This is a genomic window from Providencia sp. AGC89 (genome assembly GCF_053543535.1).
Map to the genome: position 1 here is coordinate 45,206 of NZ_JBIXLP010000067.1, position 15,866 is coordinate 61,071.

11 protein-coding genes and 1 pseudogene are annotated in these 15,866 nt (G+C 40.9%); 11 read left to right on the top strand and 1 reads right to left on the bottom strand.

All coding sequences use genetic code 11. From position 1 onward, the window contains the following. Positions 1-235: 235 nt before the first annotated feature. From ACIPUA_RS13300 to ACIPUA_RS13350, 11 genes and pseudogenes are all read left to right on the top strand, one after another. Complete coding sequence (locus ACIPUA_RS13300; protein WP_042843835.1) at positions 236-1,306, top strand: HlyD family secretion protein; 1,071 nt, start codon at positions 236-238, stop codon at positions 1,304-1,306. Next, entirely contained in the window at positions 1,303-4,059 is a 2,757-nt protein-coding gene (gene rbbA, locus ACIPUA_RS13305; protein WP_048607162.1) for a ribosome-associated ATPase/putative transporter RbbA, read from the top strand. The genes ACIPUA_RS13300 and rbbA overlap by 4 nt, the downstream gene beginning before the upstream one ends. A 4-nt stretch (positions 4,060-4,063) precedes the next feature. Then, positions 4,064-5,188 carry an ABC transporter permease gene (locus ACIPUA_RS13310; RefSeq protein WP_162493717.1) on the top strand — a complete coding sequence of 375 codons (1,125 nt, stop codon included), beginning with the start codon at positions 4,064-4,066 and terminating at the stop codon, positions 5,186-5,188. A 185-nt stretch (positions 5,189-5,373) separates the two neighbouring features. Beyond that, complete coding sequence (ahpC, locus tag ACIPUA_RS13315) at positions 5,374-5,937, top strand: alkyl hydroperoxide reductase subunit C (protein ID WP_042843832.1); 564 nt, start codon at positions 5,374-5,376, stop codon at positions 5,935-5,937. 113 nt (positions 5,938-6,050) lie between these two features. Further along, positions 6,051-7,625 (top strand): alkyl hydroperoxide reductase subunit F, encoded by a 1,575-nt coding sequence (gene ahpF / locus ACIPUA_RS13320; RefSeq protein ID WP_071548062.1) that lies wholly within the window; start codon positions 6,051-6,053, stop codon positions 7,623-7,625. 794 nt (positions 7,626-8,419) lie between these two features. Continuing rightward, positions 8,420-9,397 (top strand): DUF1852 domain-containing protein, encoded by a 978-nt coding sequence (locus ACIPUA_RS13325; protein ID WP_048607165.1) that lies wholly within the window; start codon positions 8,420-8,422, stop codon positions 9,395-9,397. A 28-nt stretch (positions 9,398-9,425) separates the two neighbouring features. Then, the gene (locus ACIPUA_RS13330) at positions 9,426-10,457 is read left to right on the top strand and encodes a methionine synthase (RefSeq protein WP_042843827.1); all 1,032 of its coding nucleotides are present in this window, start codon (positions 9,426-9,428) and stop codon (positions 10,455-10,457) included. A gap of 379 nt (positions 10,458-10,836) precedes the next feature. Continuing rightward, positions 10,837-12,443 (top strand): annotated as a pseudogene (locus ACIPUA_RS13335) (GMC family oxidoreductase). A gap of 235 nt (positions 12,444-12,678) precedes the next feature. Next, positions 12,679-13,026, top strand: coding sequence for an HNH nuclease YajD (gene yajD, locus ACIPUA_RS13340; RefSeq protein ID WP_042843825.1), 348 nt, complete (start codon positions 12,679-12,681; stop codon positions 13,024-13,026). A gap of 205 nt (positions 13,027-13,231) precedes the next feature. Further along, on the top strand, positions 13,232-14,497 hold the full coding sequence (locus tag ACIPUA_RS13345; RefSeq protein WP_449059772.1) for a M24 family metallopeptidase: 1,266 nt from the start codon (positions 13,232-13,234) through the stop codon (positions 14,495-14,497). A 21-nt stretch (positions 14,498-14,518) separates the two neighbouring features. Continuing rightward, positions 14,519-15,190: a CerR family C-terminal domain-containing protein gene (locus ACIPUA_RS13350; RefSeq protein WP_042843824.1), complete on the top strand. Its 672-nt coding sequence runs from the start codon at positions 14,519-14,521 to the stop codon at positions 15,188-15,190. Between the two features lie 30 nt (positions 15,191-15,220). On the opposite strand, the gene ACIPUA_RS13355 is transcribed toward ACIPUA_RS13350, so the two are convergent. Beyond that, positions 15,221-15,802: a YebB family permuted papain-like enzyme gene (locus tag ACIPUA_RS13355; RefSeq protein WP_449059773.1), complete on the bottom strand. Its 582-nt coding sequence runs from the start codon at positions 15,800-15,802 to the stop codon at positions 15,221-15,223. Positions 15,803-15,866: the final 64 nt, after the last annotated feature.

Consider the following 15,866-nt stretch of genomic DNA (forward strand, 5'->3'; position numbering starts at 1 on the left):
GGCAACTATACTTAAGATAAATCCTGATAAAATGTCGTTAAATTAGATAGATAGCTAATAATCGAACTGTATTTGGAAAAATGTAGCTCGATTAAAAAAAAGAAAGCATCACAACTTCAGTCTTAATCGTATTTATTTCGTATATAAACAGTTATACGGCTTTATTAATTTCACCAGGTTAATAATCAAAATAATTGTTGTTCATTGTTTTCTCATTTAATGGAAAAGGGATGGTATGAAAATAAATAAGCGAAAAGTATCGTTGTATCTCATTTTAATAATCATTATTGCCGTGGGCGGCTATTATTACTGGAGTGTGAACTCTGGGGGGCTACCTGCGGGCTTTGCGCAGAGTAACGGCCGTATTGAAGCTACTGAGATTGATATTGCGACTAAAACAGCAGGTAGAATTGAAACAATCAACGTAAAAGAAGGGGCCTTTGTTAAAGCAGGTCAAGAGCTCGCACGGATGGATACTCGTGCTCTTCAAGAGCAACTGCATGAAGTACAAGCACAATTGCGTCAAGCGATTAGTGCCGTCACTACGGCTGAATCTGCCTTAGCACAACGTAAGAGCGAAAAATTAGCCGCTCAAGCAGTCGTTCGCCAACGTGAAGCTGAGTTGAATGCCGCACAAAAACGGCTTAATCGTTCTAGAGCATTAGTCAGAACAAACGCCGTTTCACAGCAGCAAGTTGATGATGATACCGCGCAGATGCAAGGGGCTAGAGCCGCTTTAGAAGCTTCTAAAGCACAAGTTGCCGCATCGACTTCTGCCATTGATTCTGCTTCTGCAGGGATTGTACAAGCTAAAAACCGTGTTGAAGCCGCGACGGCTACAGAGCGCAGGATTTTAGCAGATTTAGACGATAGTATTTTAAAAGCCCCAAGAAATGGACGCGTTCAATACCGTGTAGCTGAGCCAGGAGAGGTACTTGGAGCCGGTGGGCGGGTCTTAAATATGGTTGATTTAAGCGATGTTTATATGACATTTTTCTTGCCGACAGAAGATGCAGGGAAAGTTGCGATAGGTAGCGATGTCCATATTATCCTTGATGCTGCGCCTAATATTGTTATTCCGGCAAAAACAACCTTTGTTGCCAGCGTGGCTCAATTCACCCCAAAAACGGTGGAAACCCAAAATGAACGCTTAAAGCTAATGTTCCGGGTTAGGGCACGCATATCACCTGAATTATTAGAGCAACACCTTGAATACGTCAAAACGGGGTTACCAGGAAAGGCTTATGTGCGTTTAGACCCAAATGAACCTTGGCCTGCTGAACTTGAGGTGAGATTACCGCAATGACCAACAAATTGATGGATGATGTGATAATCGATTTACAGCATGTCAGCCAGCATTATGGTGAAAATTGTGCGTTGGATGACATTGTTCTTTCTATCCCTGCGAGGAAAATGGTTGGGCTAATAGGGCCTGATGGAGTGGGTAAATCGAGTCTAATTTCACTAATTGCAGGGGCTAGGGCGATTCAGCAAGGCCACGTAAGGGTACTTGATGGGGATATGAACAGCGCTTTGCATCGCAGGGCAGTATGCCCACGAATTGCTTACATGCCGCAAGGGCTAGGAAAGAACCTGTACCACACACTATCCGTATATGAGAATGTGGATTTTTTTGGCCGGCTGTTTGGCCAATCAAAAGCTGAACGTGAGTACCGGATTCAAGACTTACTTGAAAGCACAGGGCTCGCTCCGTTTAAAGACCGACCCGCTGGTAAGCTATCGGGAGGGATGAAACAAAAATTAGGCCTATGTTGTGCGTTGATTCATGACCCGGATTTACTTATTTTAGATGAACCGACGACAGGGGTAGACCCATTATCTCGTGCGCAGTTCTGGGACCTGATTGACCGAATTCGTTTACGTCAAACAAACATGAGTGTATTAGTGGCAACCGCGTATATGGAAGAAGCGGAACGGTTCGATTGGTTGGTTGCGATGGACGACGGTAAAGTTTTAGCCACCGGTCACGCATCGGAGCTAAAAAAACAAACCCATTGTGATGATCTTGAAGCTGCGTTTATTCAATTGTTACCTGAAGAAAAACGCAGTGGCCACAAAAAAGTCATTATTCCCCCGCGTGATAAATCAAAAGATGATGTGATTGCGATTGAGGCGCAAGGCTTGACGATGCGCTTTGGTAATTTTGTGGCGGTTGACCATGTGAACTTAAAAATCCCTAAAGGGGAGATATTTGGTTTTTTAGGTTCTAACGGTTGTGGTAAATCGACCACCATGAAAATGCTAACCGGGCTATTACAAGCGAGTGAAGGACAAGCTTGGTTATTTGGGCAAGAAATTGACCCTAAAGATATTGAAACGCGTAAGCGTGTGGGCTATATGTCACAAGCCTTCTCCCTGTATAGCGAACTGAGTGTAGAGCAAAACCTTGAACTGCATGCGAAACTCTTTCATATTCCAGAAGATAATATTGCACAGCGTATTAATGACATGTGCCAACGCTTTGAGTTGGAAGATGTTAGAGAAACCATGCCAGATGATTTACCTCTAGGCATCCGCCAGCGCTTATCGTTGGCCGTTGCGGTGATACATGAACCAGAGATGTTAATCCTAGATGAACCTACCTCAGGGGTCGATCCTGTCGCGAGGGATATGTTCTGGAATTTGATGGTAGACCTATCAAGACGTGACGGTGTCACAATTTTTATTTCGACCCACTTTATGAATGAAGCTGAGCGTTGTGACCGAATTTCGTTGATGCATGCAGGGAAAGTACTGGATTGTGATACGCCAGTTAATTTAACCAAAAAAAGAGGTTTAGGCACTCTTGAAGAAACCTTTATCGCCTATTTGCAAGATGCTGTAGGGGAAGCGGGAGCTGAGCAAGAAACAGCCCCTGAATTCCATGTTGACCCTGCATTAAAAGAGCAAGCAACAGATGCACTTAAAAAGCGTTTTAGCTTACGTCGGTTATTCAGCTATTCCATTCGTGAAGGCATGGAGCTTCGCCGCGACCCGGTTCGTTCAACATTAGCGTTACTTGGAACAGTGATCCTAATGTTTATTATGGGTTATGGGATTAGCATGGACGTCGAAAACTTACGCTTTTCAGTACTAGATCGTGACCAAACGGGGTTAAGTCAAGGATATACTCTAAACCTCGCAGGTTCTCGTTATTTTATCGAGCAGCCGCCTATCAAAGATTATGATGATTTAGAGGCTGGAATGCGTAGCGGTAAGATTACCGTTGCTATAGAAATTCCACCTAATTTTGCGAGGGATGTTGCTCGAGGAAATAATGTCAAAATTGGGGTATGGATTGATGGCGCAATGCCAAACCGAGCAGAAACGGTACGTGGCTACGTGCAAGCTATGCACCTTGCTTGGCTAAGTACAATGGCTGCTCGTCAACCTGTCGGGGTTGCAGGGATGCCGGCTATCGATATCGAAACTCGCTATCGTTATAACCCTGATGTTCGCAGCTTACCCGCTATTGTACCTGCGGTTATCCCATTGTTATTAATGATGATCCCAGCCATGTTAAGTGCTCTTAGTGTGGTACGCGAAAAAGAATTAGGTTCGATAATCAATCTTTATGTCACCCCGATCACCAAATTAGAGTTTTTGCTTGGTAAACAATTGCCTTATATTTTATTAGGCATGTTTAACTTTTTATTACTGTGCATTTTATCGGTATATATATTTGGTGTGGAATTTAAGGGGAGCTTCCTAACGTTGACGTTAGCGGCTTTCTTGTATGTCAGTATTGCAACGGGGATTGGTTTACTCATTTCTTGTTTTATGAAAAGCCAAATCGCTGCTATTTTTGGTACATCAATCATTACTTTAATTCCTGCGACTCAATTTTCAGGAATGATTGACCCCGTATCTTCATTAGAAGGAATAGGTCGGTGGGTTGGTATGGTCTACCCGACATCACATTTCTTAACCATCACTCGGGGGACATTCTCTAAGGGGCTGAATTTATTTGATTTACAGGCATCATTTATCCCGCTACTTATCACGGTACCGCTTGTTATTGGCTTAAGCGTATTGTTTTTGAAAAAGCAGGAGGTTTAGTATGATGCGTAAAATACAAAATATCATCAACCTAGGGGTTAAAGAGTTACGCAGCTTAGGCCGAGATAAAGCGATGCTTGCATTGATCGTCTTTGCGTTTACCGTTTCGATTTATTCATCGGCAACGGTTACGCCGGGTTCGTTACATAACGCGCCTATTGCGATAGCCGATCAAGACCGCTCACAGTTATCGAATCGGATCATTAACAGCTTTTATGCCCCGTATTTTTTACCCCCGGCAGATATTACACCTGACCAAATTGACGGTTTATTAAATAGAGGTTCATACACCTTCGCACTCGATATTCCGCCTAATTTTCAAAAAGATGTTCTTGCAGGGCGACAACCTGAAATCCAAGTTAATATTGATGCAACACGGATGAGCCAAGCTTTTTTAGGAAATAGCTATATCCAAAATATTACATTAGGAGAGGTCAACGAGTTTTTAGCAAAGTATCGAAGTAATGCAAGCTTGCCAGTAGACTTAGAAGTGAGGATGCGTTTTAACCCTAATTTGACGCAATCGTGGTTCGGTTCCGTAATGGCGATTATCAACAATATCACGATGTTGTCTATTGTCTTGACTGGGGCTGCGTTAATCCGTGAACGGGAGCATGGCACAGTAGAGCACTTGATGGTGATGCCGTTGACGCCATTTGAAATCATGATGTCGAAAATATGGTCCATGGGGCTGGTGGTACTGATTGCATCGGGTGTTTCATTGTTGCTGGTGGTTAAAACCTTGCTGCAAGTCCCTATTGAGGGGTCTATATTGCTCTTTATGGGAGGGGTTGCGCTGAGTTTATTTGCGACGACTTCAATCGGGATTTTTATGGGAACTATCGCAAGGTCCATGCCTCAGTTCGGTCTATTGATGATTTTAGTTTTATTACCTTTAAATATGCTTTCTGGGGGAATGACGGCACGTGAGAGTATGCCTCAATTAGTGCAAGATATTATGCAAACTATGCCGACAACTCACTTTGTTAGCCTTGCGCAAGCTATTTTGTATCGTGGTGCAGGTTTCCAAATAGTTTGGCCGCAATTTGTTATTTTAATCGTCATTGGGAGTGTTTTCTTTACACTTGCATTGTTCCGCTTCCGCAAAACTATTGCCACGATGGCATAATCATAGAAAAAATACCTTCCTAACAACAAAACGCTTGCTGAAGAGTTCAGTAAGCGTTTTAATGTCGCACCTATTAATTGTATGACAATGATTAGGTTATACCTATCAAATCGATAGTGGGTACTGATTGGATTTAATTGCTGTAAAACAGTAACTTAATAGGCAACCAAACAGGAGAACATCATATGTCATTAATTAATACTCAAATCAAACCTTTTACTAACCAAGCATTCAAAGACGGTCAATTTATCGAAGTTTCTGAAAAAGACGTTGAAGGTAAATGGAGTGTTTTCTTCTTCTATCCAGCTGACTTTACTTTCGTTTGCCCAACGGAATTAGGCGATATTGCTGACCATTACGAAGAATTCCAAAAATTAGGTGTTGAGATTTTCTCTGTATCTACTGATACCCACTTTACACATAAAGCATGGCATGCAAGCTCAGACACTATTGGCAAAATTAAATATGCCATGATCGGTGACCCAACTGGCGCATTAACTCGTAACTTTGAAAATATGCGTGAGAATGAAGGTCTAGCAGACCGTGGTACGTTTGTTGTTGACCCACAAGGTATCATTCAAGCAATTGAAATCACTGCTGAAGGTATTGGCCGTGATGCTTCAGATTTACTGCGTAAAGTTAAAGCTGCGCAATACGTAGCTAGCCATCCAGGTGAAGTTTGCCCAGCGAAATGGAAAGAAGGTGATGCGACACTGTCTCCGTCTTTAGACTTAGTTGGCAAAATCTAATTAGTTTCTAGATTAATAAAAAAACTATTCAAGTTGCAGGTGTTTAGGCCTGCAACTTGAAGCATGGACGGGTATATGTACCCGATTTTATGATTAAAATTAAAGGGGATTACATGCTCGACAATAATTTACAGGCACAATTAAAAGCCTACTTAGAACGTTTAACTAAACCCGTTGAATTAGTTGCTAATATAGATGACAGCCAAAAATCAAATGAAATCAAACAGCTGTTAGAACAAATCGCATCACTATCAGATAAAGTCAGTGTGCGTGAAGAACGCAACGACGCGATAAGAACACCTTCTTTTTTAATTACTAACCCAGGAATAGATAGTGGCTTGCGTTTTGCAGGTTCGCCACTGGGACATGAATTTACCTCTCTTGTGCTGGCATTATTGCAAATTGGTGGTCATCCATCGAAAGAAGCACAAGAGTTATTGGAACAAGTTAAAGGCCTAGAAGGTGAGTTCCATTTTGAGACTTATTACTCGTTATCATGCCATAACTGCCCTGATGTTGTTCAAGCACTGAATTTAATGGCTGTATTGAACCCCAATGTTAGCCATACCGCGATTGACGGTGCGCTTTTTCAAAACGAAATTGACGAGCGTAATGTAATGGGCGTTCCTGCGGTTTTCCTTAATGGAAAAGAGTTTGGCCAAGGGCGTATGACATTAAGTGAGATTGTTAGCAAGGTTGATACCAACTCGGATGCACGCGCAGCAAAATCACTGACAGAACGTAAGCCATTTGAAGTACTGGTAATTGGCAGTGGCCCTGCGGGTGCTTCAGCTGCAATTTATACTGCTCGTAAAGGGATCCGTACTGGGGTGATTGGCGAGCGTTTTGGCGGCCAAGTAATGGATACCGTTGATATTGAAAACTATATTTCAGTGATTAAAACCGAAGGGGCAATTTTTGCGGGCGCGTTAAAAAATCATGTCGATAGTTATGATGTTGATGTCATTGATGGTCAATCGGTAGCGAAATTGATACCCGCAGCAGAGGAAGGTGGTTTACACCAAATTGAAACAGCATCAGGTGGTATCTTAAAATCACGCAGCATCATTATTTCTACGGGGGCTCGCTGGAGAAACATGGGCGTTCCTGGGGAACAAGAGTACCGCACTAAAGGCGTTACATTCTGCCCACATTGCGATGGTCCATTGTTTAAAGGTAAACGTGTAGCGGTAATTGGTGGTGGTAATTCAGGAATTGAAGCGGCTATCGATTTAGCGGGAGTCGTTGACCATGTTACTGTGCTTGAATTTGCACCAGAACTGAAAGCGGATTCTGTGTTACAAGAAAAAGCCCGCAGTTTAAGTAATGTCGATATTATTTTGAATGCACAAACCTTAGAGGTTAAAGGTGATGGTAGCAAAATGACGGGTCTTGAGTATAAAGACCGTACAGATGATAGCGTTCATTTACTTGAGGTTGCAGGGGCATTCGTACAAATCGGTTTATTACCCAACACCAATTGGTTGGGAGATACCATCGCAAGAAACCGTATGGGTGAAATTGAAATCGACGCACGTAACGAAACGAGTGTTAAAGGTATTTTTGCCGCGGGGGACTGTACAACAGTACCTTATAAGCAAATTATTATTTCAGCCGGAGAAGGGGCAAAAGCCGCACTTAGCGCATTTGATTACCTAATCCGCACAAGTACCAGAACCGCTGAATAGGTGTAATTTACTTTATATTCAGTGAGTTGTAGTCAAAAGGCACTCGGGGGCGAGTGCCTTTTTTTTGTGCATAATCTGTACAAAAAAGGCTCAAAAGTGCCTAAAAGTGTTCAAGTGTGGACAACTTGTGGACATCAACCATTGACTAAATCCATTTAAATCAATTGTTTAACTAAATTTATATTTGCTTAACAAATGAGGTATTTTCAACAAAAGATAGAGTTTCGAACAACAGCACCGAGAAAATTATTGATGATGATATTTTATAGCTTCATCACACACATCGAAGTTTTCGTCATTTCAGCAGTAGATCACACCAGAGAATTGTGACCCATCATCATTATCATCACGTAGAGGTAGATAAATCTTCAAAGGCGAGCGTTCTACTAAAGGTGTCGTGATGGTTAAAATTACAAAGAGGTATGGCAAAATTTGATATTACCTCGCTGGAAAAGGGGTTATCTTCCGACATTATAAAGTTTCTTATCAAAATAAATGTTATAAATGTGGAGCAGTTCTTAGATATTAATTATCAACAAAATCAAAAGCTAATCATTTTCTGGATACCACGATTAACACTTTATATTCCAGTCTTTATATGCTGATCTTTTGATCATGAAGATAACTCATGTTCCAAATGAAATTAAGTCGCTTTAACTCATTCATCGGCTCTGGCATAAATTAGGTTATTCAAAATCATTAACTTATTGGCAACATAAATATTGATAAATGGAAACGTGATTTTAAAAGCGAGGCTCCGTTTCCATCTTGGCGCTTAGGATGCAACAAACACGATGAATAAAGATTTTACCTTTAAGATTAAAAGCAGTGTTTTCGACGAGAATTATAACCCTTCGGAAAATACTCGCATTACGACCAACTTTGCTAATTTAGCGAGAGGGGAAAACCGTCAAGAAAATTTACGTAACACGCTGGTGATGATGAATAATCGTTTTAATACACTAGCGTATTGGGATAACCCAAAAAGTGACCGTTATTCAATCGAAATTGAAATTATTTCGGTAGAGATGAGCGTTGAAAAAAGTGCCAATACTTTTCCTGTTATTGAAATACTAAGAACTAATATTATCGATAAAAAAACGGGTAAAAAGATAGAAGGACTTGTCGGAAATAACTTTTCGTCTTATGTCCGTGACTATGATTTCAGTGTTCTATTGCTAGACCATAATAAAAACCAAACAAACTTTAGCCTTCCCGAAAATTTTGGTGATTTGCATGGGAACATCTTTAAATATTTTGTAAATTCAAATGAGTATAAAGCGCGCTTTAACAAGGCGCCAGTGATATGTTTAAGTGTATCAAATAAAGACATTTACCACCGTACAGGAAATCAACACCCGGTATTAGGGATAGAATATCAGCAAAATGGTAGCTCATTAACGGATAAATATTTTAAAAAAATGGGATTACAGGTTCGCTATTTCATGCCGAAAAATAGTGTTGCACCGTTGGCCTTTTATTTTACGGGGGATTTGCTGAATGATTACAGCAATATTGAGTTGATTGGCACAATCAGCACGATGGAAACATTCCAGAAAATTTATCGCCCTGAAATTTATAATGCGAACTCTGTCGCAGGGCAATGCTATCAACCGAGTTTGACGAACCAAGATTATTCATTAACAAAAATTGTTTATGACCGCGAAGAACGTAGCCGACTGGCTATTGAGCAGGGGAAATATACCGAAGAACACTTTATTGAACCCTACAAACATATTCTAGAGCAATGGTCTGCTAACTGCGTGCTTTGATTAATTTAAAAATTTAAGGTCAATTATTATGAAAATATTATTACCAACATCCACTGCAGGTAGCTTACCGAAACCTTCATGGCTTGCTGAACCGGAGAAACTTTGGTCTCCTTGGAAATTACAGAATGATGAATTAATTGAGGGAAAACAAGACGCGCTTCGTTTATCTTTGGACGATCAGCTACGGGCAGGGATTGATATTGTTAGCGATGGTGAGCAAACACGCCAGCATTTTGTGACGACATTTATTGAACACCTTAGCGGCGTTGATTTTGAGAAACGTCAGGTGGTTAAAATTCGTGACCGTTATGAGGCAAGTGTTCCTACCGTTGTTGGTGCCGTTGCGCGCCAAAAACCTGTCTTTGTGGAAGATGCCAAATTTTTACGTCAGTTAACTAACCAACCGATTAAATGGGCTCTGCCAGGCCCGATGACGATGATCGACACGCTGTACGATAACCACTATAAAAGTCGTGAAAAACTGGCTTGGGAATTTGCTAAAATCCTCAATCAAGAAGCAAAAGAGCTTGAGGCGGCAGGGGTTGATATTATCCAGTTTGATGAACCCGCTTTTAATGTTTTCTTTGATGAAGTTAATGATTGGGGAATAGCGGCATTAGAAAGAGCTATTGAAGGGCTAAAATGTGAAACTGCTGTTCATATCTGCTATGGCTATGGCATTAAAGCCAACACAGATTGGAAAAAATCGTTGGGAACAGAGTGGCGGCAGTATGAAGAAGCATTTCCTAAACTGCAAACTTCGAATATCGACATCATTTCTTTAGAGTGTCATAACTCACGTGTTCCTATGGATTTGATCGAACTGATCCGTGGTAAAAAAGTGATGGTAGGGGCCATTGATGTGGCAACAAATACGATAGAAACCCCTGAAGAGGTTGCGAACACATTACGTAAAGCCCTTGAGTTTGTTGATGCAGATAAACTTTACCCTTCGACAAACTGTGGTATGGCTCCATTATCTCGTCAAGTGGCTAGCGGTAAACTCAATGCGTTAAGTGCCGGAGCAGAAATCATCCGTAGAGAGCTTTCAACGAAGTAGTTGCGCTAAATCCCCTAGTTTTGTAATAGGTTTATTTCTTATCATCACATGTTAAAGAAGCTTCTTACCTATAAGAAGCTTCTTTAATACAATTAGAGTTAAATGACATTTCTTCCCTATCACCGTTGGATGACTAATTAAATGTTAACCTATTAATAAAGGGTTAATGACGTTTTGGTTATCGTCAATTTACCGTCAATTCATCCGTAAAAAACACCATATATAGCCACTAATTAATATCCCTTTAAATAGTTAAAGTAGGAAATTATTTTTGATTTAAATCACATTAACTAAATATTATTCATACATTAACAAATCAAAAGCGCTATTGTTAAATTAATGGGAATGCATTGTTAATCTTTTGGGTGGTGGATCGGAAATGAATACAGAAAAATATGACTATATTATTGTCGGTGCGGGCTCTGCGGGATGTGTTCTTGCTGCCCGATTGATTCAGAACATTCAAGCTAGGGTATTACTTCTCGAAGCTGGAGGAAGTGATAACCACATGTTTATTCGTATGCCAGCAGGCGTGGCTAAAATTATTGCACAAAAAAGCTGGCCTTACGAAACCGAACCGGAAGCTCATGCGAACAACCGTAAAATGCAGATTGCTCAAGGGAAAGTTCTTGGGGGAAGTAGCTCTGTAAATGGCATGATTTATATCCGCGGCCAAAAACAAGATTACGATAATTGGGCTCAAAATTATGGTTGCGAAGGTTGGGGTTACGATGATGTGCTCCCGTGGTTTAAAAAAGCGGAACGTAACGAAAGCCTGACAGGTGAGTATCATGGAACCGAAGGGCCTCTCCCTGTGAGTGAGAACAGGTACCGGCACCCACTATCGATGGCATTTATTCGTGCGTCACAAGAACACGGATTACCTTATGTTAATGACCTCAATGGGGAAAGCCAGCAGGGTACTGGTTTTTACCAAACTACAACCCACAATGGTGAAAGAGCAAGCACTTCAAAAACATATTTAAAATCGGTGGAAAATAGCGAAAAACTCACGCTAAAACTGAATGCACAAGTTAACCGCATTATTATCCGTAATGGCTGTGCTGTTGGTGTTGCTTATCAAGGGAAAAGTGGACATGAAATAGAAGCGTTTGCAACAAATGAAGTTCTTATTTGTTCAGGCGCGATGGGGTCAGCAAAACTATTGATGTTGTCAGGCATTGGGCCAGAAGAACATCTTTCCAGTCTGGGTATTGATACCGTTGCAAATCTGCCTGTTGGCAAAAATTTTCATGACCATTTGCATATGTCAATTAACGTGACAACCAAACAACCAATTAGCTTATTTGGTGCGGACCAAGGGCTAAATGCGATTAAACATGGACTGGAATGGATGGTTTTTCGTAGTGGGCTATTAGCCTCTAATGTATTAGAAGGTGCTGCGTTTAAAGACAGTTGTAACCAAGGGCGCCCTGATGTACAAATCCATTTTCTTCCTATATTGGATAGCTGGGATGATGTTCCTGGTGAGCCATTACCAGCGACTCACGGTTTTACATTGAAAGTGGGGTATCTTCAACCCAAATCCCGTGGTGAAGTTTTACTGCGTAGTCGTGACCCTCTCGCCCGTTAAAAATTCATGCAAACTATCTTGCTTCGCCTGAAGATATGGAAGGTTGCAAACGAGCAGTTAAATTTGGTTTAGAAGTGCTCAATTCACCGTCATTGCAAGCGGTAAGCAAAGATATTTTGATGCCTCCTGCGGCGGTATATGATGATGAACGGCAGTTAGAAGAGTTTGTCCGTAATTTTTGTAAAACGGTTTATCACCCCGTGGGAACTTGCCGCATGGGAACAGAAACAACAAATTCGGTAACAGATTTACGTTTAAGGGTTCATGGTATTAAGAATTTACGGGTGGTGGATTGCTCTGTCATACCAGAGATCCCAAGTGGTAATACGAATGCGCCAACGATAATGATTGCAGAGCGTGCAGCAGCAATGATTATTGAGGATAGAAAATAAATTTTATTATTGTTATGTCTGCTGAGGGTAGTCTCAGCAGCTGACTTTTGGGGGGTATCAAAAAACACCTGAGCTACACAAGACATAGGTAACTGGTGTTTAATGTGGTTCTATATGTCAGGCACGTTGATCAGTTGATTAAAATTCTACTTTTTGCATTTCTCCTTTTGTTCCCAGATAGGGTATATTAAAGAAATCATCGTAAAGTTGTTTTTTATTATAGGTAACATTGGCAATGGCAGTGATCCCAAAAAACTATGCGCGCTTGGAAAGCGGCTACCGTGAGAAAGCACTTAAAATTTACCCGTGGATATGTGGGCGATGTACTCGGGAGTTTGTGTATTCAAATTTACGCGAATTAACGGTTCATCATATCGACCATGACCACACCAATAACCCAGAAGATGGTAGTAATTGGGAATTATTGTGTCTGTTTTGTCATGATCATGAACACTCCAAGTATACGGAAGCTGACCAGTACGGTACACGCGTGGTCGCAGGGGAGGATGCGCAAGATGATGTTGAAGCCGCGACTTACAATCCCTTTGCAGATTTAAAATCAATGTTAAATAAAAAGAAATAATTTTAGTCGTAAAACTGCGCTTATAGTTAATCAATGATAGCAAATACATTTATCTGAGTGTATTTGCTATCGTTAATGCCTCACTAAATACCCATTTTTTAATTCCCTGATCCGCACGATATGTTCATATGATTGTTTGACAAAGGGGATTACTCAGGCTTATATTTAATTCATTCAAATGAATTAAATATAAAGAGAGATGATGATGAATACAATAACTGTTCCAAGCCCCTTTTCTTTTGAAGAACGTGATAGAAGGTGGGGGATAGCAAGGAAAATCATGCAGTTAAATGACCTAGAGGTCTTAATGATTTATGGGGATAGGGAGTCAGCTGCGCCAGCACCTTTTTGTATTGACCACTACTTTACTAATGACCGCTTAGGTTCCGTCGTGATTTTTCATCAAGATAAAGCACCGCTGGTGGTGACATTTGCGCCAATGATGGTGGCTGACCATATGCAAGCGCAGATGCGGGGCGATGTACAATGGATCTCGCCAGAGCAGATTATTGTGGGTAAAACAGGGCGAAATATTGCACAAATATTTGTTGATTTAGGGGTATCAGCCAATGCGAATATCGGTGTGGTGGGTTTGGAACCTTATCCCCCATTTTATTTTGATGGGGCGATGCCTTATAACACGTTAACAGGTATCAAAGAACGCTTACCTCAACTTAATTTTGTGCCTGTGTATAAACATTTTTTCCAGTTAGCTTCAGTGAAAAGTGCCGAAGAATTAGAGCATGTAAAATATGCTGCGATGATTGGTGAAGCAATGAGTGAATCAATGCGCGCAACTGCGTTGGTCGGTCACTCAGAAGCCGATATTGCCGCAGCAGTGACAGCCAAGTGTTTGTCCATGGGCGGGTTTACTGCCGAAATTTTAATGGGTTCTGGCCCTGAGTATATTGGTTGGGGGCAACCTGCTTGGCAATATCGTTCACAGCCACCGCGTAAAATTGAGCAAGGTGATATTGTCTTGAGTGAAATATTTGCACTGTATGGGATGTATGAAACACAACACCAAGCCGCAGTCGCTGTAGGGAAAATTCACCCTAACCTCGAAAAGGCTGCGGCCGTCGCACGGGAATGCTATGAAATAGGCGTTGAAAATCTGAAAGAAGGTGTCACTTTTGGGGAAGTGGTCGATAAAATGGAACAGCCTCTTTTAAAATCAAAAGGATGGCATGTTCACCCGTTGATCCACAGTATTAACCCATATGGGCCAATTGGTTTTGGTACTGCGCCGGGTATCGAGTCTTTACCTATTGCACAAAAGTATCGCCAATTAGAGCGTTTACCGAACCCTGGTCGTGAGCTGGTGTTAAAAGCAGGTATGACATTTGCCTTTGAACCTAATTGCGCATTTGGTTACCATTTATGTAATTTGGGCGGAACTGTCGTCGTTGGTCAAAGTCAGGGTATTGAACTGAATCATAATTCAACTTATCTTATGCGGGCAGATAATTAATAGATGGAATAACAGCGGGATATGACTGAAACCAATAAAAATACACTTTCTTCTGAGTCAACCAAAGAAAAGTTAATCAATGAAGGGATTAAACAGTTTGCTCTTCATGGTATTAATGGTGTAAGGACGCGACAACTAGCTGAAAATGCAGGAGTTAACCAGTCTGCAATTCCGTATCATATGGGCGGGAAATTGGGCGTTTATACCGCTGTTATCCAAAAAATAGCCGCTGATTTATCCCAAGCGAGTAATATTCAGCTATTTGATGATCAGATGGCAAAGATAAAAACACAGTCTGTTGTGGAAAATGAGCAAATAAATCAATTGGCATGTTTATTGATTAAAGGATTGGGTAATGCATTACTATTACCTGAACATGAATATTACTCAGTATTGATCCTTCGGGAGCAGTTAGAACCGACAGAAAATTATGATGTTATTTATCGTGATTTTATTGAGCCTTTTCATATTAGGTTATCTAGCCTCGTTCAATTGGCTCATTCGGTTGATGAGCAAACTGCAATTATTCGCGCCCATACATTAATCGGTCAAGTATTAGGCTTTGTTGTTGCACGCAAGCCATTACTCAAGCGATTAGAGCGCGAACAAATAGATGATGCGTTGTTAGCACAAATTATGCAGCAAATTTGTTTAATGACGAGCAACGCATTTCTTATCTCTATACAAAACTAATATGGCGAATATAGCTTTCCACATGGTGTTTTAATGGATATCTTGATGGCTACGGTACACTAGTGATAATTCAGGGTGATGCCATAAACTCGCTGGAGTAACGGTTGTACGTTCCCAAGGGATGTGTCCAATAAACCATAATTTCCAAAAGTTTAATTTGGCGTTTGGGTTTTTGGTTAATAAAGCTTCAAAGGTTTCAATTTCGCCAATTTGGATAGATAGCGCTGATTGGTATATATCAAACACGAATTTTGAACAAAATTGCCTAGAAGAATCATAATTAAACCCCGTATGGTAAAATTTATTTAAACGTGGTGGTACTTGTGCGACTAACGCTTTTTTCTGTTCTTGGGTCAATGACTGTCTGAGTCGCCGTACACTATAGCGCTTATCAGATGACCGAGAAATAAAACGGGATAAGGTAGTTGTGGTTGATAGTGGAACACGGCTTTCAGCGATTAAATAGTCATCTCCATCATGGCCTACAATCATGCCGACATGGTTGCTCCAGCATTGTGAAGCAGAGGCTATCTGGCGAAACAACTCTGTTCCGATACTGGTAAATACAATATCACCAACTTCGAATTTATGGGGATAATTTATTGTCGCCATCAATTTACCTCAATGAAATATAATGTCATTAAGGTACATTTATAATGGTTCGTAGAAATCAAGC

Excerpts from the sequence above, each read along its gene's own strand:
- yajD (WP_042843825.1), top strand. The coding sequence starts at position 12,679 with ATGGCAGTGATCCCAAAAAACTATGCGCGCTTGGAAAGCGGCTACCGT.
- ACIPUA_RS13355 (WP_449059773.1), bottom strand. The coding sequence starts at position 15,802 with ATGGCGACAATAAATTATCCCCATAAATTCGAAGTTGGTGATATTGTA.
- ACIPUA_RS13300 (WP_042843835.1), top strand. The coding sequence starts at position 236 with ATGAAAATAAATAAGCGAAAAGTATCGTTGTATCTCATTTTAATAATC.
- ACIPUA_RS13310 (WP_162493717.1), top strand. The coding sequence starts at position 4,064 with ATGCGTAAAATACAAAATATCATCAACCTAGGGGTTAAAGAGTTACGC.
- ACIPUA_RS13325 (WP_048607165.1), top strand. The coding sequence starts at position 8,420 with ATGAATAAAGATTTTACCTTTAAGATTAAAAGCAGTGTTTTCGACGAG.
- ACIPUA_RS13345 (WP_449059772.1), top strand. The coding sequence starts at position 13,232 with ATGAATACAATAACTGTTCCAAGCCCCTTTTCTTTTGAAGAACGTGAT.
- ahpC (WP_042843832.1), top strand. The coding sequence starts at position 5,374 with ATGTCATTAATTAATACTCAAATCAAACCTTTTACTAACCAAGCATTC.
- ACIPUA_RS13330 (WP_042843827.1), top strand. The coding sequence starts at position 9,426 with ATGAAAATATTATTACCAACATCCACTGCAGGTAGCTTACCGAAACCT.
- rbbA (WP_048607162.1), top strand. The coding sequence starts at position 1,303 with ATGACCAACAAATTGATGGATGATGTGATAATCGATTTACAGCATGTC.
- ACIPUA_RS13350 (WP_042843824.1), top strand. The coding sequence starts at position 14,519 with ATGACTGAAACCAATAAAAATACACTTTCTTCTGAGTCAACCAAAGAA.
- ahpF (WP_071548062.1), top strand. The coding sequence starts at position 6,051 with ATGCTCGACAATAATTTACAGGCACAATTAAAAGCCTACTTAGAACGT.